General features: G+C 67.7%; 27 protein-coding genes. 11 read left to right on the top strand and 16 right to left on the bottom strand.

Annotated elements, in window-relative coordinates:
• The first annotated feature begins 81 nt into the window (after window positions 1–81).
• From ABIA65_RS06375 to ABIA65_RS06365, 3 genes are all read left to right on the top strand, one after another.
• A complete protein-coding gene (locus ABIA65_RS06375; RefSeq protein WP_354522975.1) occupies window positions 82–993 on the top strand; it encodes a helix-turn-helix transcriptional regulator in 912 nt (303 codons plus the stop codon).
• Between the two features lie 174 nt (window positions 994–1,167).
• A complete protein-coding gene (locus ABIA65_RS06370; RefSeq protein ID WP_354522974.1) occupies window positions 1,168–2,646 on the top strand; it encodes an amidase in 1,479 nt (492 codons plus the stop codon).
• 365 nt (window positions 2,647–3,011) lie between these two features.
• Entirely contained in the window at window positions 3,012–3,992 is a 981-nt protein-coding gene (locus tag ABIA65_RS06365) for a hypothetical protein (RefSeq protein WP_241402770.1), read from the top strand.
• Here the strand turns inward: ABIA65_RS06365 and ABIA65_RS06360 are convergent.
• From ABIA65_RS06360 to ssd, 7 genes are all read right to left on the bottom strand, one after another.
• A complete protein-coding gene (locus ABIA65_RS06360; protein WP_354522973.1) occupies window positions 3,975–4,391 on the bottom strand; it encodes an Rv3654c family TadE-like protein in 417 nt (138 codons plus the stop codon). The genes ABIA65_RS06365 and ABIA65_RS06360 overlap by 18 nt on opposite strands.
• Entirely contained in the window at window positions 4,339–4,671 is a 333-nt protein-coding gene (locus ABIA65_RS06355; protein ID WP_354523107.1) for a TadE family type IV pilus minor pilin, read from the bottom strand. The genes ABIA65_RS06360 and ABIA65_RS06355 overlap by 53 nt, the downstream gene beginning before the upstream one ends.
• Window positions 4,668–4,871 carry a DUF4244 domain-containing protein gene (locus tag ABIA65_RS06350; protein WP_502919527.1) on the bottom strand — a complete coding sequence of 68 codons (204 nt, stop codon included), beginning with the start codon at window positions 4,869–4,871 and terminating at the stop codon, window positions 4,668–4,670. The genes ABIA65_RS06355 and ABIA65_RS06350 overlap by 4 nt, the downstream gene beginning before the upstream one ends.
• 63 nt (window positions 4,872–4,934) lie before the next feature.
• Window positions 4,935–5,510 (bottom strand): type II secretion system F family protein, encoded by a 576-nt coding sequence (locus ABIA65_RS06345; protein ID WP_354522971.1) that lies wholly within the window; start codon window positions 5,508–5,510, stop codon window positions 4,935–4,937.
• A complete protein-coding gene (locus ABIA65_RS06340; RefSeq protein WP_354522970.1) occupies window positions 5,507–6,292 on the bottom strand; it encodes a type II secretion system F family protein in 786 nt (261 codons plus the stop codon). The genes ABIA65_RS06345 and ABIA65_RS06340 overlap by 4 nt, the downstream gene beginning before the upstream one ends.
• Window positions 6,289–7,452 (bottom strand): TadA family conjugal transfer-associated ATPase, encoded by a 1,164-nt coding sequence (locus tag ABIA65_RS06335; RefSeq protein WP_354522969.1) that lies wholly within the window; start codon window positions 7,450–7,452, stop codon window positions 6,289–6,291. Before ABIA65_RS06335 ends, ABIA65_RS06340 begins: the two co-directional genes overlap by 4 nt.
• On the bottom strand, window positions 7,449–8,525 hold the full coding sequence (gene ssd / locus ABIA65_RS06330; RefSeq protein WP_305853326.1) for a septum site-determining protein Ssd: 1,077 nt from the start codon (window positions 8,523–8,525) through the stop codon (window positions 7,449–7,451). Before ssd ends, ABIA65_RS06335 begins: the two co-directional genes overlap by 4 nt.
• Before the next feature lie 439 nt (window positions 8,526–8,964).
• Between ssd and ABIA65_RS06325 the strand changes: the two genes are divergently transcribed.
• A complete protein-coding gene (locus ABIA65_RS06325; RefSeq protein ID WP_502919526.1) occupies window positions 8,965–9,819 on the top strand; it encodes an HAD-IB family hydrolase in 855 nt (284 codons plus the stop codon).
• Window positions 9,820–10,257: 438 nt separating this feature from the next.
• On the opposite strand, the gene ABIA65_RS06320 is transcribed toward ABIA65_RS06325, so the two are convergent.
• Window positions 10,258–11,004: a Fic family protein gene (locus ABIA65_RS06320; protein ID WP_241402760.1), complete on the bottom strand. Its 747-nt coding sequence runs from the start codon at window positions 11,002–11,004 to the stop codon at window positions 10,258–10,260.
• Window positions 11,005–11,162: 158 nt separating this feature from the next.
• Between ABIA65_RS06320 and acs the strand changes: the two genes are divergently transcribed.
• Complete coding sequence (acs, locus tag ABIA65_RS06315) at window positions 11,163–13,115, top strand: acetate--CoA ligase (RefSeq protein WP_241402759.1); 1,953 nt, start codon at window positions 11,163–11,165, stop codon at window positions 13,113–13,115.
• Window positions 13,116–13,134: 19 nt separating this feature from the next.
• Here acs and ABIA65_RS06310 read toward each other — a convergent pair whose 3' ends face one another.
• Window positions 13,135–13,785 carry a S1 family peptidase gene (locus ABIA65_RS06310; RefSeq protein WP_241405440.1) on the bottom strand — a complete coding sequence of 217 codons (651 nt, stop codon included), beginning with the start codon at window positions 13,783–13,785 and terminating at the stop codon, window positions 13,135–13,137.
• 218 nt (window positions 13,786–14,003) lie between these two features.
• On the opposite strand from ABIA65_RS06310, the gene ABIA65_RS06305 reads away from it, so the two are divergent.
• Window positions 14,004–14,513, top strand: coding sequence for a phage holin family protein (locus tag ABIA65_RS06305; RefSeq protein ID WP_241402758.1), 510 nt, complete (start codon window positions 14,004–14,006; stop codon window positions 14,511–14,513).
• Window positions 14,513–15,475, top strand: coding sequence for an alpha/beta fold hydrolase (locus ABIA65_RS06300; RefSeq protein WP_241402757.1), 963 nt, complete (start codon window positions 14,513–14,515; stop codon window positions 15,473–15,475). The genes ABIA65_RS06305 and ABIA65_RS06300 overlap by 1 nt, the downstream gene beginning before the upstream one ends.
• An 8-nt stretch (window positions 15,476–15,483) precedes the next feature.
• Here ABIA65_RS06300 and marP read toward each other — a convergent pair whose 3' ends face one another.
• From marP to nth, 4 genes are read right to left on the bottom strand one after another with little or no spacing between them, the layout of a single operon-like run.
• A complete protein-coding gene (marP, locus tag ABIA65_RS06295) occupies window positions 15,484–16,671 on the bottom strand; it encodes an acid resistance serine protease MarP (protein WP_241402756.1) in 1,188 nt (395 codons plus the stop codon).
• On the bottom strand, window positions 16,668–17,456 hold the full coding sequence (locus ABIA65_RS06290) for an NUDIX hydrolase (RefSeq protein WP_354522968.1): 789 nt from the start codon (window positions 17,454–17,456) through the stop codon (window positions 16,668–16,670). Before ABIA65_RS06290 ends, marP begins: the two co-directional genes overlap by 4 nt.
• A complete protein-coding gene (locus tag ABIA65_RS06285; protein ID WP_354522967.1) occupies window positions 17,453–18,103 on the bottom strand; it encodes a TlpA family protein disulfide reductase in 651 nt (216 codons plus the stop codon). Before ABIA65_RS06285 ends, ABIA65_RS06290 begins: the two co-directional genes overlap by 4 nt.
• Entirely contained in the window at window positions 18,103–18,873 is a 771-nt protein-coding gene (nth, locus tag ABIA65_RS06280; RefSeq protein WP_241402753.1) for an endonuclease III, read from the bottom strand. Before nth ends, ABIA65_RS06285 begins: the two co-directional genes overlap by 1 nt.
• A 95-nt stretch (window positions 18,874–18,968) precedes the next feature.
• Between nth and ABIA65_RS06275 the strand changes: the two genes are divergently transcribed.
• Together ABIA65_RS06275 and ABIA65_RS06270 are read left to right on the top strand one after the other, a co-directional pair.
• Window positions 18,969–19,298 (top strand): hypothetical protein, encoded by a 330-nt coding sequence (locus ABIA65_RS06275; protein WP_241402752.1) that lies wholly within the window; start codon window positions 18,969–18,971, stop codon window positions 19,296–19,298.
• A 104-nt stretch (window positions 19,299–19,402) separates the two neighbouring features.
• A complete protein-coding gene (locus ABIA65_RS06270; protein WP_241402751.1) occupies window positions 19,403–20,077 on the top strand; it encodes a Crp/Fnr family transcriptional regulator in 675 nt (224 codons plus the stop codon).
• Window positions 20,078–20,155: 78 nt separating this feature from the next.
• Here ABIA65_RS06270 and ABIA65_RS06265 read toward each other — a convergent pair whose 3' ends face one another.
• The 3 genes from ABIA65_RS06265 to sp36 are packed head-to-tail and all read right to left on the bottom strand — an operon-like array spanning window position 20,156 to window position 21,572.
• A complete protein-coding gene (locus tag ABIA65_RS06265) occupies window positions 20,156–20,944 on the bottom strand; it encodes an MBL fold metallo-hydrolase (protein ID WP_241402750.1) in 789 nt (262 codons plus the stop codon).
• The gene (locus ABIA65_RS06260; RefSeq protein ID WP_241402749.1) at window positions 20,941–21,414 is read right to left on the bottom strand and encodes a RidA family protein; all 474 of its coding nucleotides are present in this window, start codon (window positions 21,412–21,414) and stop codon (window positions 20,941–20,943) included. Before ABIA65_RS06260 ends, ABIA65_RS06265 begins: the two co-directional genes overlap by 4 nt.
• The gene (gene sp36, locus ABIA65_RS06255; protein WP_241402748.1) at window positions 21,411–21,572 is read right to left on the bottom strand and encodes a Sp36 family protein; all 162 of its coding nucleotides are present in this window, start codon (window positions 21,570–21,572) and stop codon (window positions 21,411–21,413) included. Before sp36 ends, ABIA65_RS06260 begins: the two co-directional genes overlap by 4 nt.
• Window positions 21,573–21,620: 48 nt before the next feature.
• Here sp36 and bagA point away from each other — a divergent pair, with 48 nt between their 5' ends.
• Window positions 21,621–22,661 (top strand): ATPase BagA, encoded by a 1,041-nt coding sequence (gene bagA / locus ABIA65_RS06250; protein ID WP_241402747.1) that lies wholly within the window; start codon window positions 21,621–21,623, stop codon window positions 22,659–22,661.
• Entirely contained in the window at window positions 22,662–23,780 is a 1,119-nt protein-coding gene (gene bagB / locus ABIA65_RS06245) for an ATPase BagB (protein ID WP_241402746.1), read from the top strand.
• Window positions 23,781–23,788 lie beyond the last annotated feature (8 nt).

The raw sequence follows: 23,788 nt of genomic DNA, 5'->3' as shown, positions 1-23,788 counted from the left end.
CGGCCATCGCCGTTGGTATCCATCCGTCGAATCTCGGCGATCGTCGCCGACTCTGCGCCAGCGCAGGATCGGGCGAATGCGGTGCTCGACGAGCTGACGAACGTCTTCCCGTACGCCGCCGCACAGATCGCCGCCTGGGATGACCGAGCATCGACACACGTCACCGTTGCCAGCCGTGGCTACACGGCTTACATGCGCAGCGCACTGAACGGCCCTGTCTATCGCAACGACAAGGTGTGGCCGGTCCTCGAGCGGCAGCACGACGCCACCTTCTGGAGAGACTGCCCGTTCGATCGACGCGAGTCCGAGTTCTACGTCAAAGCGATTGAACCCAACGGGTTTAAAGAAGGCGCCACAATGCTGCTGCGCGGGACTCATGGGGCATATCTGGGCATGTTCACTGTAAATCTTGAATCTGCAACGGCTCCAGGAGAGTTCGAGCAGCAGATGTTGGAGATCGTCGGATCCGGACTTGTTCCACTCGTTGACCGACTCGCTGCGGCACGACAGTTCGCTGCCCTCATCGCGCCCAACCAATGCTGCGCCGCGCTGGACTACGCTCGCGGCTGGGTTTTGCTAACCGGCGACGACCTGCCGCCTCCTGCACTACTCGAAGCAGCTACCGACGCCCTGCGGGCTGCGCAGCGACCTGTTCGATTCACTTGGATCGATGATGTCCGCGGGCGACGCTCCCGTAAGGGTGATCCGGTCGGCGTGTCGCTGATTCCGCTCCACGACGCCAACTACAGCGCGCTGCTCTGCTGGCAACCCATGACACTTCCCTACGGGCTCACCAGGCGCGAACTGGATGTCCTGGCGGGCCTGACGGCCGGGCTGTCCAACGGTGAGATCGCGAATCAGCTGTCGACCAGCACCCGAACGGTCACCACACACGTCGAACACATTCTGGCGAAGCTCACTGTCGGCACGCGCACCGCCGCCGCACTACTCGCCGACCGCGAGGGTCTCGTCACCCTGCCCGAAAATACGTAATTCCACCGACGATCTCCAGGGCCGGGCGGCCTACGTTTCTACCCATCGGACACTTCGTGACGTAGACCACACCACCGGTCAGATCTTCGCGATGAGCACGACGCAGACGAGGCGTTGAGTTGGTGAGGGCGTCGTCGTTCGCGCAATTACTCACAGCCACAACAGGAGTAGGCAATGACCCTCGATTCCGAACTACACACGCTCTCTGCCGCAGACATCGCCCGCGAGGTGCGCGCCAAGCGGTTGTCGCCAGTGGAGACAACACATGCCGCCATCGAGAGAATTGAACGGCGTAATCCGTCCCTGAATGCCGTGACCTACAAGGGATATGACGATGCACTCGACCGCGCACGGGAACTTGAATCCAGATTGACACACGGCGCCGACGTAGGACTGCTCGCTGGCGTACCCACTCTCATGAAGGATCTGTTCGGGTTCAAGCCGGGGTGGCCCGCGACTCTAGGACTGCTCTCCGCGCTCAAGGACAACATCGCCGACAGCTGGAGTACCTATCCAGCCAGGATCGAAGCCGCCGGCGCGGTCATCGTTGGCCAGACCAACAGCCCGGCGTTCGGTTTTCGGGGCACAACCGACAACAAAGCTGTCGGCGCAACCAAGAACCCGTTCGATACCAGGAGGAACCCCGGCGGCTCCTCAGGAGGTAGCGCGGCAGCCGTGGCCGACGGCATGGTCCCTCTAGCCGGGGCGACAGACGGCGGCGGATCGATCCGCATCCCCTCGGCGTGGAGCGGCGTAGTCGGCTTTCAACCGTCCGCAGGACGAGTTCCATTCATCGCTCGCCCCAATGCTTTCGGTGTCTCCTACTATCTATACGAAGGCCCGATCACCCGCACGGTTGAGGACTCCGCGCTGGCGATGACCGCACTGCATGGGTACGACCCACGCGATCCCAACTCCCAGGCCGACTCGGTCGACTTCATCGATGCACTCACCCGCGGTGTACGGGGGAAACGAATCGGCTTCACAGCCGACTACGGGATCTTCCCGGTGCAGGGAGAAGTTCGCACCATCGTGTCTGAGTCGGTGCGTGCCTTCGAGAGGCTCGGCGCATCGGTGGACGAAGTCGACCTGTCCATCCCCTTCGCGCAGCACGACCTCAGTGACATGTGGGCGCGAACCACGGCGCTGGGCGTTCACGAGATCATCGAGTCCTTGGCCGCCGACGGCATTGACCTCAGAAGCACCTACCCCGACGAACTCCCCCAGGCAATGATGCAGTGGGTTGACTCGGCAGCTCGCCTGACGATTGACGATCTCATCCGCGACCAGGTCACCCGGACCAAGATCTTTGACTGCTTCCAGGAAGCATTCACCAAATTTGATTTCATCGTTGCGCCGACTCTGGCGTGCCTACCCGTCCTCAACGGCACCGACGGCGAGACACAGGGACCCACCGAAATCAACGGTGAGGATGTCGACCCGTTGATCGGTTGGTGCATGACGTATTTCACCAATTTCATCGGTCACCCGAGTGCGTCAGTACCCGCGGGACTCTGTGGCGGCCTGCCTGTCGGCATGTTGGTGATTGGCCGTCGGCATGACGACGCCGGAGTGATGGCTGCCATCGCGGCCTTCGAGCAAGCACGACCATGGGTTGACAGCTACAACATTCCCGCGGCACGCCAGCTCTGACCGACAACGCTCACGGCAGGGCCTCTTTGATTCCTTGAGCTGTCTTCTGCCGACTACCAATATCTCGTTCGCTGCTGGCTTGGGTTCTCCCGTGTACCTCGCGGCGCCCGGGTGCTGTTCGGCATGTCATTGGAAGGCAATCCATCATGAGCGGAACATCCCCACAGTTGGATAGCGAGCGAGTCCGACACTCCGCCACTCTGGAGACGATCACAGGTGCGGCAACGCTAGCTGTCGTCACCCTACTGGTGTGCGTAGCCATGAAATCGGTTGCGAGTACGCGCCTGAACGGCAGCACCTTTCAGCAGTGGATCGACAGCACGACGTCGTCATGGACGGCTTGGGGGCTGTGGGTAATAGGTGACGTGTCAGAGCCCAGCTCCTACAAGAGTCCCCTGGCCTCGCTCGGTCTGATAACCGGCGCGCTCGCTGCGTACCTCCTGTGGCGATGGGGGTCGAGGTGGGCCGGCTTCCCCGTGTCGTATGGCTTCGGGGATCGCTTCCCGTGGTTGCTCGGATCTGCGGGTTTGTCGCTGGTTATCTCGAACGTGGTATTCCGCGGTCTGCTCGACGGCGGGCAATGGCAGCCCACGTTCGTAGTGGTGGCATCGGTGCCCGCAGCTCTCGTCATCCTGTATGGGCGCGGATGGGCCGTGTTGGTCACCGCCGCGGTCTTGGGTGTGCTTACCGTGCCGCCGCTCTCGATGCTGCTCATCGCGGCGATCTGTCAACCGGCAGGCATCCCGAATGTCGTCGGTATCGTCACAGCTATGGGCATCGGTGGGCTGGCTGCCTGCGCTGGCTGCCTGTTGTTGCCATGGATGCGCCGAGCACCAATTCCGACGCTCTCGACGCTCCCCGGGCCAAAGCGGCGCCGACACAACGAATTCACGTGGACGATGCGTCGGGTGCTAGCCGACTTCTCCGAGGCTCAGTTCATTGGCAATGAGTGGGCAGGTGGCCTTCTCATAGCGGGCGTATGTGTCGGATATCTGATCAACCCGCAGATTCCGGGGTACGGTCTTGAACTCATCCCGGAGATTCTGTTCGCACAAGTCTTGGCCTCCGCCGTGGGTGTCGTGCTGTGGCGGCGCTGGTACGGCGACGGAGGGTGGACGGCGACCTATGTCCCGGTGGTGTCCGCCGCCCCCACCGCGGTGATCGCGTTTGAAGGTTCCTGGCCAGCACTGATCGTCGGCTCGGTACTGGGTGGGATACTCGGCGCGCCGACTGCTCGCCAGCTGGCGAGGCCACTCTCGCCATATTTTCACCCGTTCATTGCCAACGTGTTCTCCATGGCGACAACGACACTGGCGGTCATCGCCGCCTTACGAATCTTGTTCTGATGACCTCCAGCGACCCTCCACCGGGCCCGCCCGGGCCGCGGCGCGGGCCGTGCCGACACGCAGGCGGCCCAGTTCCGCAGTGACGTCCACACTGACCACGACGTCGAGGCCGTCAACGGCGCACGACGCGATCGCCGCACCCATGCGCCGCGCGATCGACGCCGCCGAGGCGCAGGCCGCGTCACCGCCGAGAGCGATCCGGCCCGCCGCCGCCAACGCCGCCAGATCCGCGGCCGCCTGCGCGCGGTGGCGGGCGATGACCGCCGAGCCGACGGCGACACCACCGAGACTGATCATCACCAGCACGACGAGCATCGCCGCCGCGACCAGAGTCGCCGAACCCCGCTCAGCCCGAATCGGATTCGACGGCGGCGACCGCCTCCGCGGCGATGACGACACCCGGCAGCAGGGGTGCAGGAACCGAGACGCGGGCGATGACGTGTCCGGTCTCGGAGCGAAGACGCAGGTCGGCGCCGTCCGGCCCGACGCCACGTACCGCCGCCTCCGCCGAGGCCCGATCACCTCGCGCGGCCAGCCGCGCCGCCTCCCGCGCGGCGTCGACACAGCGCACCTGGGTGGCCACCGCCACGAGCCCGGCGACGCACAACAGCAGAACCGCGACCAGCGACGCGATCGCGAGCGCGGCCTCGACAGTGACGGCACCCGCGTCCCCGTTCAGACGTTGGTGGTGAGTGCCCGGCCGATCAGGTTGGTGAGCGCGCTGACGATGGAGTCGCCGGTGACCACCGAGTACAGAATGGCGCCGAACGCCGCCGCGGCGATCGTCCCGATTGCGTACTCGACAGTCGACATCCCGGACTCGTCGACCACCAGCAGCGTCATCCGGGCGCGTATCCGCCGAATCACAGTGTCCATCATCGTGTTTCCTCCCATCGGTCGTGGCTGCGGCGGATCCGCCAGCCACCGCGAAACCCGGTGCGGTCACAGCACTCCGGTCCTCAGCACGTCTCCGGCCAGACCCACCACCGGCACGATGCCCAGGCACACGAACGCGGGCAGGTAGCACAGGCCCAGTGGTCCGGCGATCAAGACCGACGCGCGCTCGGCCGCCGCCCTGGCGGTATCGGCCGCGTCCAGCCGGGACTGGTCGGCCAGTTCGGCGACGCCCTGTGCCAGCGCGGCACCCGATGCCGACGACCGCCGGGCCAGCCGCAGCAGGGCCGCCACCCTCCTGTCGTCGACCGCGGTGTTCGACCATGCGAGAGCAGGCTCGGCGCCGAGTGCGAGGAGGTCCGCGGCGCGGTGCAGAACGTCGGCCAGCGCCCGGGGTGCCGACGCGGCCGCGGCCCCCGCCGCCCCCGCGACCGTCATTCCCGACGACAGGCAGGCCGACAGAACGTCCAGCCCGGACGCCACGGCGAGCGGGTCGCAGGCCATCTCGGGGGCCCGGGCGCTCGCAGCGCCCGCGCCAGCTGTTGGAGTCAGCCGGCGACGCGGGCCACCGGGCGTGCCCCCGGCGATGACAGCCAGCGCCAACAGCAGTGCCGCCCAGCTCATGTCAACACCCCGCGGACGATCCGATCCGACCACAGCAGCCCGCAGCAGGACAGCGTCACACCAACGACCAGCAGCCACCCGCCGGCTCCGTCGGACATCAGGAATGACAACGGCTCGGCGCCGATGAGGTGGCCAAGCCCGATGCCCAGCACCGGCAGACCCGCCAGCACGGCGGCCGTGGCACGGGCACCGGCCATACCCGCGAGCACCTGCGATGCGAAGCGTTCCCGCTCGGTGATGTCGCGATGGGCCGTCCGCATCAGCGTCGCGATCGCCAGTCCGTGTGCCTCGGCCAGTCGCCAACACACCGACAGCCGCTCCCAGTGCGTACCCAGCGCGGACGAGCTCGCCGCGACAGACAGCCCGACGGCGACATCGGCACCAAGGCGGGCGCGGGCCGCCACTGCACGCAGCCCGTCGGCCACCGGCCCGTCCACCTCACGCGCCGCGACATCGAACGCCGCCACCGGGTGCACCCCGACACGCAGTTCGCCGATCAGCACGGCCAGCGCGCCCTGCAACGCGTCAGACTCCCGCGAACGCCGCGCGTCCGACGCCGACCGGCGCCGCCGCACCGTGAACGTCGCCGCCACGATCACCGCGGCCACCACCACAGGCACCGGAATGACGACGGCGCAAAGTGCCACGGCGGCCGCGGTCACCGCGCCCATCGAGCCACGAGGCCACGTCATCGGTGACCCACGCCGCGGCATCAGCCGACGCCCCGGTGAGGGCGACGCGAGGAACACCGCGACGGCAAGCAGCAGCGCCGCCGCGGTCACGACGGCGTCCCGCGGCCGTGAAGCAGGCTCCGCAGACACTCGATACCGCTGCCGTATCCGGTGTCCGAATGCCATGCGGTCCTGGCCGACACCAGACCGTCGGCACCGCGTTGCAGGACCGCGATCTCCTCGAGTCGTCGACATCCGCTGACGTCGCGGCCGACGTGTAGCAGGACCTGCACGGCGGCGGCGAGCTGGCTGTGCAGCGCCGGCCGGTCCAGCCCGCCGGCTGCGGCGAGCGCCTCGAGCCGGGCCGGCACCTCAGCGGGACTGTTGGCGTGCACCGTGCCTGCTCCCCCGTCGTGGCCGGTGTTGAGCGCGGCGAGCAGGTCGACGACCTCGCCACCTCTCACCTCGCCGACCACGATCCGGTCGGGCCGCATCCGCAGCGCCTGACGCACCAGGTCCCGCACGGTCACCTCACCGACGCCCTCGACGTTGGCGGCGCGCGCGACAAGCTTGACCAGGTGAGGGTGCCGCGGCGCCAGCTCGGGCGCGTCCTCGACACACACCAGGCGCTCGCGAGCCGGCACCGCACCGAGCGCGGCCGACAGCAGCGTCGTCTTTCCCGCACCGGTACCGCCGGAGACCAGGAACGCTCGGCGCGCGGCGATGACGCCGCGCAGCAACCGAGCCGCGTCCGAGGCGATGGCGCCCGAGTTCACGAGCGCGCCGAGGTCCTGCGTCGCGGGCCGAAGCACCCTCAGCGACAGGCATGTTCCGGCGGCGGCAACCGGGGGAAGGACCGCGTGCAGGCGGACGGTGAACTCGCCGAATCCGGTGAGCTGCCCGTCCACCCAGGGCTGCGCATCGTCGAGGCGTCGCCCCACCGCGAGTGCGAGCCGCTGCGCCAGGCGACGCACCGACGCCTCGTCGGCGAATCGGATCGAACTGCGCCGCAGCCCGGTTCCGTCATCGATCCAGACCGAGTCGGGTGCTGCCACCAGAACGTCGGTGGTGCCCGCAGCTCGAAGCAGCGGCTCCAGGATGCCCGCGCCGGTCAGTTCGGTCTGCATCACCCGAAGCTCGGTGAGCACCTCGGCGTCACCGATCACACCGCCGGACTCCGCGCGGATTGCCGCGGCGACGACGCTGGGACGCAGGGCCGCCGACTCACCAGCCAGCCGCTCGCGGACCCGTTCAACCAGCGAGGCGCTCACGCCACACCCACCGCGTCGGCTTGGGGCAGCGCCTGTCTCCCCAGCACCGCGTGCACGCGCCGCGCGGCGACGGCCAACGGCGATCGTCGACGCAGCTCGAGCCCGCCGTGCTCAAGCGCGACCGCCACCTGATGCTGCGGCCGCATCGCCACCAACAGCGGAAGGCCGGTGATCCGTTCGACGTCGGCGCAGCGCAGGCCGCCAGGCGAGGGCCCGCGCACGACGAGCCCGACGTTCGGGTTCGACGTGCCGAGCCAGGCCCCCAACGCCGCCGACGCGGCACACGATCGGACGTCGGCGCAGCTGACCAATGTGACCAGATCCGCTGCCGCCAAGACTGTTTCGGCCGCGGGCGAGTCGCGACGCCCAAGGTCGCACACGACCGTGGCACCGCCTCGACACCCCGCCTCCAGCACCGCGGCAACGGCGCGGGCGTCGATATCGCTGACGCTTCGGCCCGCCGACAGCACCGCGACACCGTGGCGGACAGGAAGCGCCTCGCGCAGCGCTGCGTGACTCAACCGGCCGCCCGCAGAGCTCAGGTCCGGCCAGCGCAGACCGGGTTGCGCCTCACTGCCCAGCACGAGGTCGATGCCGCCACCCCACGGGTCGACGTCAACCAGCAACGCATCGCCGGCGGTGAGGGCGAGGGCGGTGGCGAACACCGACGCCCCGGCGCCACCGCGCCCACCGATGACTGCGACGATCGCGCCGCGTCGCTCGGTGCGGTGACCGTCGGCCACATCGGACAGTTCCGCGGCGAGCTCGTCCTCCTGCTCCGGCAGCATCAGCACCCGCTGCGCGCCGACACCGATGGCGGCCCGCCAGTGATCCGGAGCGGCTTCTCCGCGACCGATCAGATACACCCGTGCGCGGCGGGGCAGCCCGAACTCCGCACATCGCGTCGCGGCGTGATCGTCGATCACAACCGCCGAAGCCGACATCCACACCTTGCGGTTGGACGGCTCGGGCACGTGCACCACACGCATGCCGACCGCCGCCGCGACGCGGTCCGCGTCGGCGCGCAGACCGGTGTCGTCGATCAACGCCAACAGGCCGCCTGCAGAACTCATGGACCAACTGTGCGTGCGTCTCGTGGCCCACCACGACGCCGCGTGCAGGTTTAGCAACGAATTGTGCATCAAGTCGCGACTGTGGATAAACACACCGGGGCATGCGATTTCCGCAACGCGATCGGGGCGCTTCCGGTTTTACATGCCTCACGACGGATGACACACGCCGGAGAAAGCCCCCGGAAAAAGGGACGACCCCCGCCAGGGGGGGAGGAGGCGGAGGTCGTCGTGTATCAGCCCCGGGGGGTCGGGCTGATACACACCCGACATAAGCCGAGTAATGCTCACTATACACAAGGGAGCCCGACGTGGCGCAAGTCCTGCTTGACTACGAAATCACCCGGTGACCAGGAATGTTGCAGCCACCGGCACGTGTCTGACGCTGCCAGTTGGGGGTCATCACCGCTTCGCCCGCCGACCCGCCACCTATGCTGAGAACGTGCCCGCAACCGACGCGGCCCGCCACGGCGAGGTCCCGGTCCCCGAGTCCGACGCCGATCACCCCGTGCGCACCGCTGCGTTCTTCGACCTCGACAAGACTGTCATCGCAAAGTCGAGCACGCTCGCCTTCAGCAAACCATTCTTCGATCAGGGGCTGATCAATCGGCAGACCGTCCTGAAGTCCGCGTACGCCCAGTTCCTGTTCCTGATGTCGGGTGCTGACCACGACCAGATGGACCGGATGCGGTCCTACATCACCAACATGTGCACGGGCTGGAACGTCGAGCAGGTGAAATCGATCGTGGCTGAGACCCTGCACGACATCGTCGATCCCCTGGTCTTCGCCGAGGCCGCGAATCTCATCGCCGACCACAAGCTGTGCGGCCGTGACGTCGTCGTCGTGTCCGCCTCGGGCGAGGAGATCGTCGCCCCCATCGCGCGCGCCCTGGGCGCCACCCACGCGATGGCGACCCGCATGGTCGTCGAGGACGGCAAGTACACGGGCGAGGTGGCCTTCTACTGCTACGGCGAGGGCAAGGTCGAGGCCATCCGGGAACTCGCTGCGCGCGAGGGCTATTCGCTCGAGCACTGCTACGCGTACTCCGACTCGATCACCGATCTGCCGATGCTCGAGGCGGTCGGTCACCCGACGGTGGTCAACCCGGACCGCGCACTGCGCAAGGAGGCCGCCGCCCGCGGGTGGCCGGCCCGGACGTTCTCCCGACCCGTTCCACTGCGCGGCCGGATTCCGGCACCGTCTGGGGCTGCCGTCGCCACGACCGTCGCCGTGGGCGCCAGCGCGCTCGCCGCGGGCGCACTGACCTACTCGCTGCTGCGCCGATTCGCTTGGTGAGTCGGCTCGCCGGCAGCGGCCCCGCCCGGGTAGCTGAGACGCGTGGGCGTAACGATCGGGACTCGCCAACACCTCCCACTTGATGTGACCGCCGTCACGGAGTACAAAGGAGGCACGGAAGCTTGGGAAGGCCAAGACCGGGCCGGAAGAGAAGGCGCGGTCTCCCAACTCAAGCAACCCAGCACGAATTCCGGAACCCACGCGGAGCACAAGCCGCGATAATGGCAGAAGTGTTGCGGGCCTGCGGAATTGCGGAGAGCGAACGGTACGTCGGCCTCTTGGGTGAGGTTGCAGCCGTAGCGCATCGCAAGAACGCCGAGGCCAACCCACGCAACCCACCCAGCACGCATGGTAACCGGTATTCGTGCTAGCGGGCGGCGACCTGAACCACCTCAGTGAGGTGAGTCGGGACGCCGCCCGCTTTGCGTTTGCTGGCGTCTACCCCGCCATCGCCTGAGCTATCGACAGCGCTTCGCGTGCACCGGCATGCAGACCCCGCGAACTGTTGATCAGCCAGGCGGTCAAGCCATCCGGTGTTCCCGACGCAAACCCCCGCGCCGACGCGCGATAGTCGCCGGATTGCCGCATCCAGTAGATCTCCGGGACGCCGAGGCCGTGCGGGTCCAGGCCGCTGCTGATCGTAATCAGCCGCGACACGGCGCGGGCCACCACACCGTCGGCCACCCCGAACGGCTCGAGCGTGAGCAGCTCGCCGTGCGCGACGGCCGCGAGCACGTGCGCCGGCACCCGGGTGCCGCCCATCACGAGGTCGCCGAGAAGTTCGAGCCGCCGGGCCACGTCGGCCTCCGGGCGGGGCCGCCCGAGCCGGTCATCGTCGGTCAGGTCGGAAGCCGCCAGCGCGTGCAGCCGGGCGATGGCCTGCAGCGGCGCGCGCTGCCAGGTACCCACCAACGAGGTGGCGCCACCCTCAAGCGCCTCGGCAACGCGCAACGCCCCCGTCAGCACGGGGTCGACCTCACCCGCATCGGCAAGGTTGAGTGACCCGCCGTCGAGCACCGACGACGCCCGCGCGGCGCGGACCGAGGACTCGGCCGCCGTCGCGGGCCACCCACGCAGGTTGTACTTGTGCCGGTGCGCCCGGCCCAGCGCCTCGCGCGCCTCGTCGCCGGCGGCGGCGACGCCAGGCAGCTCCGCAAGCGGGGCTAGGGGATCGGGTGCGGCCACGACAGCACACGGTAATGCCTGCAGTCCGTCGTCTCGCGCATGGTCGATCGACCGCTGGGCTCTCCACGCCGCTCGTTCGTCGCTCACCAGGCACCGTCCGCAGCTGACAGTGTGAGTCGCCAACCTCCGTGCAACCTCGGGTGACTACCCTCACACTCATGTCTGACACGCATGCTGAGGTCCAGGCGTCCTACCCGCCTGCCGCCGACTTCGCCGCCAACGCTAACGCCACCGCCGAGCTCTACGACCGGGCCGAGAAGGACAGGTTGGCGTTCTGGGCCGAGCAGGCGAACCGGTTGACCTGGAACACACCGTTCACCGAGGTCCTGGACTGGTCGCAGGCACCGTTCGCGAAGTGGTTCGTCGGCGGCAAGCTCAACGTCGCCTACAACTGCGTCGACCGTCACGTGGAGGCCGGCAACGGTGACCGCGTCGCGATCCACTGGGAGGGTGAGCCGGTTGGCGATGCCCGCTCCATCACCTACGCCGAGCTCAAGGACGAGGTGTGCAGGGCCGCCAACGCCTTCACCGACCTGGGCCTGGTCGCGGGTGACCGCGTCGCGATCTACATGCCGATGGTCCCGGAGGCCATCGTCGCGATGCTGGCCTGCGCACGCCTCGGCGTGATGCACTCGGTCGTCTTCGCCGGATTCTCGGCATCGGCGCTGAAGGCCCGCATCGAGGACGCGGAGGCCAAGCTGGTGATCACCACCGACGGGCAGTACCGCCGCGGCAAGGCCGCCTCGCTCAAGGAGGCCGTCGACGAGGCCGTCGAGGGCCAGCCGTCGGTCACCAACGTTCTGGTGGTGCGCCGCACCGGAATCGACACGGCGTGGACGGAGGGCCGTGACCTCTGGTGGCATGACGTCGTCGACTCCGCGTCCGCCGAACACACCCCCGAGGCATTCGATGCCGAGCACCCGCTGTTCCTGCTGTACACCTCGGGCACCACTGGCAAGCCCAAGGGCATCATGCACACCACGGGCGGATACCTGACGCAAACCAGCTACACCCACTACAACGTCTTCGACGTCAAGCCCGAGACCGACGTCTTCTGGTGCACGGCTGACATCGGCTGGGTCACCGGGCACAGCTACATCGTGTACGGGCCGCTGTCCAACGGTGTCACGCAGGTGGTCTACGAGGGCACACCCGCCTCGCCCACCGAGCATCGCCACTTCGAGATCATCGAGAAGTACGGCGTCACAATCTATTACACAGCGCCTACCCTCATCCGGACCTTCATGAAGCTCGGCCGCCAGATCCCTGCCGAGCACAACCTGACCAGCCTGCGGCTGCTGGGTTCGGTCGGCGAGCCCATCAACCCCGAGGCGTGGCGCTGGTACCGCACGGTGTTCGGCGCCGAGCAGACCCCCATCGTCGACACCTGGTGGCAGACCGAGACGGGCGCGATCATGATCTCGCCGCTGCCCGGTGTCACCGAGACCAAGCCGGGTTCGGCCATGACGCCACTGCCGGGCATCTCAGCCAAGATCGTCGACGACGACGGCAACCAACTCGAGCCGGGCGCCGATCACGGCGAACAGGCCAGCGGTTACCTGGTCCTCGACAAGCCGTGGCCTGCCATGCTGCGCGGCATCTGGGGCGACCCGGAGCGATTCAAGGAGACCTACTGGTCGAGGTTCGCCGAGCAGGGCTGGTACTTCGCAGGTGACGGCGCCCGCTACGGCAAGGACGGCGAGATCTGGGTGCTCGGCCGCATCGACGACGTCATGAACATCTCCGGCCACCGCATCTCGACCGCGGAGGTTGAGTCCGCACTCGTCGGCCACGCCGGAGTCGCCGAAGCCGCCGTCGTCGGAGCCACCGATGAACAGACCGGCCAGGCCATCTGCGCGTTCGTCATCCTGAAGGCCAGTGCCGAGGGCGGCGCCGACGGCATGGTCGACGAGCTGCGGGCCGAGGTGGCCAAGGAGATCTCGCCGATCGCCCGACCGCGTGAGATTCACGTCGTGCCCGAACTGCCCAAGACCCGCAGCGGCAAGATCATGCGTCGTCTGCTGCGCGACGTGGCCGAGGGACGCGAACTCGGGGATACCTCGACGCTGTTGGACCCCGGCGTGTTCGAGGCGATCCGGGCCAGCAAGTAGCCCCTGTTCGCCGACCGCGCTAGGCGACCGCGCCGACCGGGACGAAGCCCGATCCCGGCCGGTCCTTGGCGGCGATATCGGCAAGGATCGCGTTCATCGACATCGTCACGGCCGGTGTGTGCAGCGGGATGTACTTGATCACGCAGGTCGGCAGTCCCTCGGTGAAGGCGCCGTGGATCATGCCGACCAGCCGGTTGTTCACCGTGACAGGTGCACCGGAGTCGCCGGGCTGACCGCACACCTGGCTCACGATCGTGCCGGGATCCTTGCCCGGCCCCCACGTGACGCCGCACGAGTAGCCGGTGGTGCGGCCGAGCTTGCATGACACCGCGCCGAACGCCGGATCGGGTCCGATGCCGTCGATCTGGAATCCGTTGACGTTGTTGGTCGGTGCGACCAGCGCCGGGTCGAACTGGATGACGGCGTAGTCCAGCGCGTCATTGCCTGCCACCATCGTGCCAAGCACGCCACGGTCCTCGGCACCCTCGGCGGCCACCTGGGCTCCCGGCCCACCGCAGTGTGCGGAGGTGAAGCCGATCAGGTTCCCGCGGTTGTCGTTGCCGATCGCGGTCAGCGTGCAGAACGACTCACCGTTGACGACGATGCCGGAGCCACCGCCCAGCGGCACCGGGTCCGCGGCACCCGCTGGCGTCGCGAGGGACACGCCCATCAGTGCAAGCAGGAAGACCAAGGTCGCCGCAACGGCACCTCGTTGAGCAGGGCCGTACTCGCGGTGTCTCAACAGCACCCCTATCGTCTGCCCCGGCCCAATGTTCTTTTGACGCGTGTTTTGGAGAACACCGTCAGTCTATCGTCGGCCGGGATCGTTGCCCCCGACGCGACATGGCAACATGGGCCGCATTGACCTCGACGCGGGAGGACGTGTCCATGAGCGCTGGTGACCGTAAGAACGGCGTGCCGACCACCGTGACGTCGATTCCCTTGGTGGATCCGCACGCACCCAAGGCCGATCCGTCGATCGGCGATCTCGTCAAAGACGCGACAACGCAGATGTCGACACTGGTCCGTGCCGAGGTGGCCCTGGCCAAGGCCGAGGTGACCCGTGATGTGAAGAAGGGCCTCACGGGCAGCGTCTTCTTCATCCTCGCGCTGGTCGTGCTGTTCTACTCGACGTTCTTCTTCTTCTTCTTTCTCGCCGAAGTGCTCAACCTGTGGCTGATGTCGTGGGCCGCCTACCTCATCGTGTTCGGGCTCATGGTGCTGACCACCATCGCGTTCGCGTTCCTTGGCTATCTGAAGGTCCGTCGGATCCGGGGACCGCAGCAGACCATCGAATCGGTCAAGGAGGCGCGCGTCGCCCTGGTACCCGGGGGTGACAAGCCCTCCCCCAACGGTGACGGCCGCGCGGTGGCGACCACAGATCCATCAGGCTGGTAATGGCCCGTAAGGGCCGCGGCAATCGGCCGCCGCCCGACCCGTCGGTGACACGCATCGAGGGTCCGTGGCGGCATCTGGAGGTGCACGCCAACGGGATTCGCTTCCACGTCGTGGAAGCGCAGTCCGACGAGACGGCCGCAGCCGACCGACCGCTCGTGATCCTGCTGCACGGATTCGGCTCATTCTGGTGGTCGTGGCGTCACCAGTTGCGGGGACTGCGCGGGGCCCGGGTGGTTGCCGTCGATCTGCGGGGTTACGGCGGCAGCGACAAGCCGCCGCGCGGCTACGACGGCTGGACCCTGGCCGGCGACACCGCGGGCCTCGTCCGCGCGCTGGGGCACGAGAGCGCCACACTGATCGGCCATGCCGACGGCGGACTGGTGTGCTGGGCGACCTCGGTGCTGCATCCGCGAGCGGTGCGGGCCATCGCCTTGGTGAGTTCACCCCATCCGGTGGCGCTACGGGCATCGGCGTTGACCCGGCGCGACCAGGGCCTGGCGCTGCTGCCCCGCATGCTGGGCTACCAGTTGCCGTTCTGGCCCGAGCACGTGTTGACCCGCGGTGACGCCGCGGATCTCGAAACACTGGTCCGAAGCCGCGCTAGCGAGAAGTGGCAGGCCTCACCGGACTTCACCGAGACGATCGGGCACATGCGGCGAGCCATCCAGATTCCCTCGGCGGCACACTCCGCGCTGGAGTATCAACGATGGGCCGTGCGCAGCCAGCTTCGCGGCGAGGGCATGCGCTTCATGAGATCGATGAAGCGCCCGCTGACGGTTCCGGTCCTGCATCTGCGGGGCGACGCCGACCCCTACGTTCTGGCCGACCCGGTGAATCGCACCCACCACTACGCGCCTCACGGGCGATACGTATCGATCTCCGGTGCAGGCCATTTCGCGCACGAGGAGCAACCGGAGGCGGTCAACGAGCGGCTGACCCGGTTCCTGAACGACAGCGCTTAGCGCTCGGCTCAGGAGATGCAGGTGCCGGTGGGCACCTTCTGAGTAGCGCCCACCCCGGCCATCTGCTTGGCCACCTCGTTGGCGGTCAGCACGAACCCGGTGTCAGCGTCGTCGACGGCGGCGCCGAACACCACGCCCAGCACCCTGCCCTTGCGATCGATCAGCGGCCCGCCGGAATTACCCTGCCGGACAGTGCCTCTGACCGTGTAGACCTCGCGTGTCACCGTCGTGGTGTGGTAGATGTCAGGCCCGTTGAGCTGGATGATCTCGCGGATACGGGCGGGCGTGGCGGTGAAGTCACCGCCGCCGGGGTAGCCCATCACCACGGAGTCGGTTCCCGAGGGCGCCTCCTGCATGTGGAACACCAGGGGCGCCGACGGCAGGTTCGGCACGTCGAGGATCGAGATGTCGGCGTTGGGGTCATAGGACACCACGCTGGCGTCATAGCTCTTGCCCTCGGCCTCGACCGTGACACTCTCCGATCCCGCCACCACGTGCGCGTTGGACATCACGCGGTTGGGGGCGACGACGAATCCGCTGCCCTCCAGCACCTTCTGGCAGCTCGGCGCGACGCCGCGAATCTTCAACACGCTCGGGCGCGTGCCCGCGACAACGGGGTCGGTCGCCAGGGCGGCGTCGGGCACGTCGACGTTGGCCACCGGGGTGCGGCCGAACGGTTGCAGGACATCGGGCAGGCCGGAGGTGTCCAGCAGACCCGACAGGCGCGCGGGTACTCGCTGCAGCCACGATGGCGCGAGATCATTGACCTGAGCCAGAACCCGCGACCCTCGCACGGCGGCAGCGAGATTCGGCTGATCCGACGATGTGAGCGGGGTGGCCAGCAACCAGGCCGCGACCAGGACCGCGACCAGCTGAATGGCGACGCCGACCACGGAGTCGAACGATCGCAGGGTGCGATTGCGGATCGCACCGCGAACCGCCCGTCCGAGCACCACGCCCGCGATCTCGCCGATCACGACAAGGCCGAGGATCAGAAACAGGGAGACGAACAGCTTGGTGCGGGCCCCGTCGATGTTGCTGACGACGTGGGGAGCCAGCAGCACACCGGCCACCGCACCCAGGATCACGCCGAAGAAGGACAGCAGCGAGCCCAGCGCCCCGGAACGCCAGCCGGATACGGCGGCGACGAAGGCGACGGCGAGTACGGCCAGATCGAGCCATTGAGAGGAAGTCATCGTTGGCCTTCACGGTAGCTGCTGGTGGCCCCGACGAGGGCCATTGCCGCGTCGAGTTCAAGTACGTCGTCGGTGTTCCATGGCTTGGCCCATCCCGCGACGTCGAGCGCCGCCGAGATCACCTGCCCGGTGAATCCCCACACCAACATCTGGTTGAGCAGGAACGCCGGGCCCGCGTACCGGCGTGAGCGCTCCTTGCGGTACACCATCAACCGGTTCTCGGGGTTGACGAAGGCACGCACCGGAACCCTCGCCACAATGGCTGTCTCCTCCGGGCTGACGGCGTGCACGGGGCCTGGGTCCGGCGAGTACGCCAGGACTGGCACGACGTGGAAGCCCGACGGCGGGATGAACATCCGTTCCAGGGTGGCCAGGGGATGAAGTCGACCGGTGTCGACACCGGTCTCCTCGTTGGCCTCACGCAGCGCCGTGGACACCGGACCGTTGTCCTCGGGGTCGGACGCTCCGCCGGGAAAGGCCGCCTGCCCCGCGTGGTGCCGAAGCGTCGAGGCGCGCACGGTGACCAGCAGGTCGGCGTCGTCGGGCAACCCGCCGGCGGGCGCGTCCTGCGCGCCCGAGAACAGCACCAGCACCGCGGCATCGCGCTTCGTGCCGGACAGGGTGGCGGCGGCGTTGGCGACCTTGAACGCGGCCGCGACGTCCGGCGGAATGCGGCTGCGGTAGGCGCTGGGTACCTCGCCGATGTTGTCGACGAGGGGTTTGAGCCACGCGGGGGCGGCATCGGGGAAGAACTCGGCCCCAGTGCCGTCGCGCTCCGAACTCAACCCGGCACTCCCATCCGTGGGTTCACAGCCTCCGCGATCTCGTCAGCCGTGGCGAAGGATCGGGGCAGAATTTGGGCAACGCTACCGTCCGAACGCAGGACAACCGTCGCGGGCATGACGTTGGGGACCTTCAGTGCCGCGGCGATCAGGCGTCTGCCGTCCTGCAGCGTCGGCAGATGTACGCCCAGTTCGGCGAGTCGCAGTAGCGCGGCGGTCTCGTTCTCGTCCTGGTGGACGGTCAGCACCGTCACCTCCGAGCCCATGCGGCGCTGGTACTCGGCCATCGCCGGGAGTTCGTCGGCGCACGGCCCGCACCAGTAGGCCCACAGGTTCAGTACCACGATGCGGTCGTCGACCGCGCGGGCGACATCGACCGTCGACCCGTCGGCCGCGCACTCGACCGAGATGCCACGCAGCACCTCCGGCCCGGCTCCGGGGCCGGCAGGAGGACATGGCGCGAGGTCGGCGCTGGCACGTGGCCCGGCCAGCGCTTCGGGTGTGTCGGCGTCGCGGTGATCACGTGCGACCGGTGATCCGGTGGGGCTGGTCGAGGTGTCGGCATCGTCGCCCAGTTCCTGCCAGAACGCGAAGCCGAGTGCCACCAGGACGACCAGAACCGCGGCCGTCCACCGCGCCCCACTGCTCATCAGAGTCCGGCCAGTGCCAGCAGGTGTTCCGTCTCGGGCCCCTTGACCAGGGCCGCGGCGGTCAGCGGGTCGGTCGGGCCCGTGCCGAAGGAGGGGCAGTCCTTGGCCAGCACGCACACGCCGCACGCCGGACGGCGGGCGTGGCAGACGCGTCGACCATGAAAAATGACGCGATGACTCAATAACGTCCACTCCCGGCGCTCGATCAGCTCGCCGATGGCGAACTCGACCTTGACCGGGTCCTCCAGCGTCGTCCAGCCCCAGCGCCGCACCAAGCGCCCGAAGTGGGTGTCCACAGTGATGCCCGGGACGTCGAACGCATTTCCGAGGACCACGTTTGCGGTCTTGCGGCCGATACCCGGAAGCGTGACCAACTCCTCGAGCGTGTCGGGGACCTGGCCGTCGAACCGCTCGACGAGCTCCTGGCCGAGCCGCATCAAGGACGTCGCCTTGTTCCGGTAGAAGCCGGTAGGCCGAATAATCGACTCCAACTCCTCGCGGTCAGCCTGGGCATAGTCCAGCGCCGTCGAGTACTTCTTGAACAGCGCAGGCGTGGTCAGGTTCACCCGCTTGTCGGTGCTTTGCGCAGACAGGATCGTGGCGACGGTGAGCTCGAGCGGGTTGGTGAAGTCCAGTTCGCAGTAGACGTGCGGAAAGGCCTGTGCGAGAGCACGATTCATACGTCGCGCGCGACGAACCAGACCGAGGTGAGTTTCTTCGGCCCACTTTTTCTGGGAGGCCCGCTTGCTCGCGGGCACGCGTCCTGCCACGGCATTCAGCCTACTGACGGGTCAACGAGCACGGCGAACAGACCGGTGGCATTTCGTGATCACGCCGAGATATTGGCCGTGTTTACTTCAGTCTTGTGTCGTGGTTGCTGGTTGTCTTCGTCCCGGGGTTGCTGATGTTGGCGACCTTCGGGCTTGACCGCCTGGAATCGAATCTTGTCGGTGACGCAGTCTCCGACAAGGACGTGGCCGCCGCCCTGGACCGGGCCAAGGCCGACTGTGCACGTCCGCCCGCACGCGACGACGTCGACGACGATTTGGACGCCGACTGCGTGTACGAGCCGTTCCACACCCGCTTCAGTGAGTCGATTCCGAGCACCGCATCGCACCGTGCGCCTGCCCGGATCTACATCCATCACCGGGGCAATCCCGAATTTCTGCCGACCCGGCAGCCCGATCGTGTGTAGCGTTGGCACGTCGCGAACCGGGCACCCACTAGACTGACGTTCGCTATCGCGCGGCGGCTTAGCCTGCGCGTGTCATATCACCCGAGAACAAAAAGAGGGGCAACGTGGACGAGATCCTGGCTAGGGCCGGAATCTTCCAGGGCGTCGAACCGACCGCTGTATCGGCGCTGGCCAAGGAGTTGCAGCCCGTCGATTTCCCGCGCGGACACACGGTGTTCGCCGAGGGCGAGCCCGGTGATCGGCTGTACATCATCATGTCCGGCAAGGTGAAGATCGGTCGCCGCTCACCCGACGGTCGCGAGAACCTGCTGACCATCATGGGTCCGTCGGACATGTTCGGCGAGCTGTCCATCTTCGATCCCGGTCCGCGGACCTCGAGCGCCACCACCATCACCGAGGTGCGCGCCGTGGCGATGAACCGCGACGCCCTCAAGGCGTGGATCAAGGACCGTCCCGAGATCGCCGATCAGTTGTTGCGTGTGCTGGCTCGCCGGCTTCGCCGCACCAACAACAACCTGGCCGACCTCATCTTCACCGACGTGCCCGGCCGGGTTGCCAAGCAGCTGCTGCAGCTGGCCCAGCGTTTCGGCACCCAGGAGGGCGGCTCGCTCCGGGTCACGCACGACCTGACCCAGGAGGAGATCGCCCAGCTGGTCGGCGCCTCCCGCGAGACGGTGAACAAGGCGCTCGCCGACTTCGCCCACCGCGGCTGGATTCGCCTCGAGGGCAAGAGCGTTCTGATCAGCGATTCCGAGCGTCTGGCCCGCCGAGCGCGCTAGTAGCGCGAACAGTCGCACAAGCCCCTCACTTCACTCCACGTGAATGAGGGGCTTTTGCGACTGCTGGGCGGGGAGAGGTCAGCTGCGCAGGTAGTTCAGCTGCGCCTGGACCGACCACTCCGCGTGCGGCCACAGCTTCTGGTCCACGTCGGTGTAGACGTGCTCCACGATCTGTCGGGCGGTGGCGTCCTCACCGAGCACCTTTAGCGCGTCTCGCACCTGGTCCAGCCGTTCCTCGCGATGCGCCAGATACATCCCCGCGACCGCCTCAATGTCACCCAGATCGGGACCGTGCCCCGGCAGCACCGTGCGCTTGCCCAATCCACGCAGACGGCGCAGGGACTCCAGGTAGTCGCGAAGGCTGCCGTCCTCGTTGTCGATCACGGTCGTTCCCCGCCCGAGGACCGTGTCCGCGGTCAGAACGGCGTCGTCGACCAGGAAGCACAGCGAGTCGGCGGTGTGGCCGGGCGTGGCCATCACGGTGATGCGCACGCCAGCGGCGTCAATCACCTCGCCGTCGGTCAGCGGACCGCCGAGGCCGCGAAGGAATCCGCTACCCAGCGCGCGGACGGTCGCACCGGTCCGATCGACGAGTTTGTCGATGGCGTCGGTGTGGTCGCCGTGCTTGTGGCTGATCAGGATCAGCGGGATCTTGCCCAGGCTCGCGATGGCGTCGACATGCGCGTCGTCATCGGGTCCGGGATCGACGATCACCATCTCGTCGCTGCCCGGTCCCTGAAGCACCCACGTGTTGGTGCCGTCGAGCGTCAGCAGGCCGGGGTTATCGCACAGGAGGACGGACGCCGTGTCGGTCACGCGACGCAGCGCCCCGTAGGCGGGGTGCTCCAATGCCGCGTTGGAGGTCACGCCCCCGCGACCTCCACGATGAGTTCGACCTCGACCGGCGCATCCAGCGGCAGCTCCGACACCCCCACAGCGGAGCGGGCGTGCGCGCCCGCCTCGCCGAAAACGTCACCGAGCAGCGCCGATGCGCCGTTGATGACGCCGGGTTGTCCGTTGAAGCCGGGTGCGGACGCGACGAAGCCAACCACCTTCACCACCCGGACGACGGCATCGATGCCGACCAGAGCGTGCACGGCGGCCAGCGCGTTGAGCGCGCATGTCCGCGCGAGATCCTTGGCGTCGGCGGGGTCGACGTCGGCGCCGACCTTGCCGGTGCGCGGCAGCTCACCCGACTGCATCGGCAGCTGCCCGGACGTGTAGACCAGGTTGCCGGTGCGGACGGCGGGCACGTAGGCGGCCAGCGGAGCGACGACGGCGGGCAGCTCGATGCCCAGCTCCGCCAGGCGCGCCGACCAGGTCCCGGACGCCGTCACTTGGGTCGCTTCAGATAGGCGACATGCTGCTCGCCGGTCGGGCCAGGTAGCACCGAAACCAGCTCCCAGCCGTCCTCGCCCCATTGGTCGAGGATCTGCTTTGTCGCATGTGTCAGCAGGGGGACCGTGGCGTACTCCCACCGAGTCAGTTCGCTCATGCGGCTGAGCTTACGGGTCAGGCGGTGCGGCTTGGTTAGCATGCATAGGTGGCTCCCCCCTCCTCCGCATCCACCGGCCGAAACGCCGTCGGCTGGTCCTCGCGATCGACCAAGGCCCGGCTGCACTTCGTGACCGGAAAGGGTGGCACCGGAAAGTCGACAATCGCCGCGGCCCTTGCCCTGGCGCTCGCCGCGGGTGGCCGCCGCGTGCTGTTGGTGGAGGTCGAGGGACGCCAGGGCATCGCGCAGCTCTTCGACGTCCCGCCGCTTCCCTACGAGGAGGTGAAGATCGCGACCGCCGACGGCGGTGGCCTGGTCAATGCGCTGGCCATCGACACCGAGGCGGCGTTCCTGGAGTACCTCGACATGTTCTACAACCTCGGTATCGCCGGCCGCGCAATGCGTCGCATCGGTGCCGTCGAGTTCGCGACCACCATCGCGCCGGGCCTTCGCGACGTCCTGCTGACGGGCAAGATCAAGGAAATCGTGGTGCGCAACGAGAAGGAGCGGGAGAAGGCCAAGCACCAGGCCTACGACGCCGTTGTCGTCGACTCACCGCCCACCGGTCGCATCGCTCGCTTCCTCGATGTCACCAAGGCGGTGTCCGACCTGGCCAAGGGCGGTCCCGTGCACTCGCAGGCCGATGGCGTCGTCAAGCTGCTGCACTCGGATCTGACCTCGATCCATCTGGTGACGCTGCTGGAGGCCCTGCCGATTCAGGAGACCGTGGAGGCCATCGAGGAGCTGCAGGAGATGGGGCTGCATGTCGGCAGCGTCATCGTGAACCGCAACATCCCGGCCTATCTCGGTGCCGACGATCTAGCCAAGGCGGCCGAGGGTGACGTCGACGCGGACGCCGTCCGAGCGGGTCTCGCGAAGACGGGAATCACGTTGTCGGACTCCGACTTCGCGGGCCTGTTGACCGAGACCATTCAGCACGCCACGCGGATCTCGGCGCGCGCCGAGAGCGCAGAGCAGCTCGACCTGATCGACGTGCCACGACTGGAGCTGCCCGCCCTGCGCGACGGCGTCGACCTGGGCAGCCTGTATGAACTCGCCGAAGAACTCGCGCAGCAGGGAGTCCGATAGATGAGCACCACACCGCTCACGCTCGACATGCAGGCAATCCTGTCCGACACCTCCAACCGCGTCGTGGTGTGTTGTGGCGCAGGCGGTGTCGGCAAGACCACCACGGCCGCCGCGATGGCGCTGCGGGCCGCCGAGTACGGCCGCACCGTTGTGGTGCTGACCATCGACCCCGCGAAGCGCCTCGCGCAGGCCCTCGGCGTCAAGGATCTGGGCAACACCCCGCAGCGGGTACCGCTGGCCCCCGAGGTCACCGGGGAGTTGCACGCGATGATGCTCGACATGCGTCGCACGTTCGACGAGATGGTGATCCAGTACTCGGGATCCGATCGGGCAGACGCGATTCTGGAGAACCAGTTCTATCAGACCGTGGCAACCTCCCTCGCCGGGACTCAGGAGTACATGGCGATGGAGAAGCTCGGACAGCTGCTGGCCCAGGACAAGTGGGACCTGGTGGTCGTCGACACCCCGCCGTCGCGCAATGCGCTTGACTTCCTCGACGCGCCGAAGCGCCTGGGCAGTTTCATGGACAGCCGGCTGTGGAAGATGCTGCTCGCGCCGGGACGTGGCATCGGCCGCCTGGTGACCGGCGCCGTCGGCCTGGCCATGAAGGCACTGTCGACGGTGCTCGGTTCCCAAATGCTCTCCGACGCGGCAAGTTTCGTGCAGTCACTGGATGCGACATTCGGCGGATTCCGCGAGAAGGCCGACCGCACGTACGAACTGCTCAAGCGACGCGGCACCCAGTTCGTGGTGGTGTCGGCGGCCGAGCCCGACGCGCTGCGGGAGGCATCGTTCTTCGTCGACCGTCTGTCACAGGAGAAGATGCCGCTTGCCGGGCTGATCCTCAACCGCACACACCCCACGCTGTGCGATCTGAAGCCCGAGCAGGCCAGCACCGCGGCTGACTCGTTGACCGAGGACGACGCGTTGACCGCGGCGGTGCTGAGGATTCACGCCGACCGCGCGCTAACGGCCAAACGTGAGGTGCGACTGCTCTCCCGCTTCACGGGAGCAAACCCGCACGTCTCGATCGTCGGCGTACCCTCGCTGCCGTTCGACGTGTCGGACCTCGAGGCGCTGCGCGCCATCGCCGATCAGATCACCGGGGAAGCCGCCTGAGCCGAGGC

This window comes from Mycolicibacterium sp. 624, from assembly GCF_040548615.1.
Taxonomy (GTDB): domain Bacteria; phylum Actinomycetota; class Actinomycetes; order Mycobacteriales; family Mycobacteriaceae; genus Mycobacterium.
The sequence above is the reverse complement of the archived record's forward strand: the minus strand, read 5'-3'. Positions and strand labels throughout refer to the sequence as shown.

Coding starts and splice junctions, on each gene's coding strand:
- ABIA65_RS06370 (WP_354522974.1), top strand. CDS start 1,168: ATGACCCTCGATTCCGAACTACACACGCTCTCTGCCGCAGACATCGCC.
- ABIA65_RS06350 (WP_502919527.1), bottom strand. CDS start 4,871: ATGATGGACACTGTGATTCGGCGGATACGCGCCCGGATGACGCTGCTG.
- ABIA65_RS06345 (WP_354522971.1), bottom strand. CDS start 5,510: ATGAGCTGGGCGGCACTGCTGTTGGCGCTGGCTGTCATCGCCGGGGGC.
- ssd (WP_305853326.1), bottom strand. CDS start 8,525: ATGAGTTCTGCAGGCGGCCTGTTGGCGTTGATCGACGACACCGGTCTG.
- acs (WP_241402759.1), top strand. CDS start 11,163: ATGTCTGACACGCATGCTGAGGTCCAGGCGTCCTACCCGCCTGCCGCC.
- ABIA65_RS06310 (WP_241405440.1), bottom strand. CDS start 13,785: ATGGGCGTGTCCCTCGCGACGCCAGCGGGTGCCGCGGACCCGGTGCCG.
- ABIA65_RS06305 (WP_241402758.1), top strand. CDS start 14,004: ATGAGCGCTGGTGACCGTAAGAACGGCGTGCCGACCACCGTGACGTCG.
- ABIA65_RS06300 (WP_241402757.1), top strand. CDS start 14,513: ATGGCCCGTAAGGGCCGCGGCAATCGGCCGCCGCCCGACCCGTCGGTG.
- marP (WP_241402756.1), bottom strand. CDS start 16,671: ATGACTTCCTCTCAATGGCTCGATCTGGCCGTACTCGCCGTCGCCTTC.
- ABIA65_RS06285 (WP_354522967.1), bottom strand. CDS start 18,103: ATGAGCAGTGGGGCGCGGTGGACGGCCGCGGTTCTGGTCGTCCTGGTG.
- sp36 (WP_241402748.1), bottom strand. CDS start 21,572: ATGAGCGAACTGACTCGGTGGGAGTACGCCACGGTCCCCCTGCTGACA.
- bagB (WP_241402746.1), top strand. CDS start 22,662: ATGAGCACCACACCGCTCACGCTCGACATGCAGGCAATCCTGTCCGAC.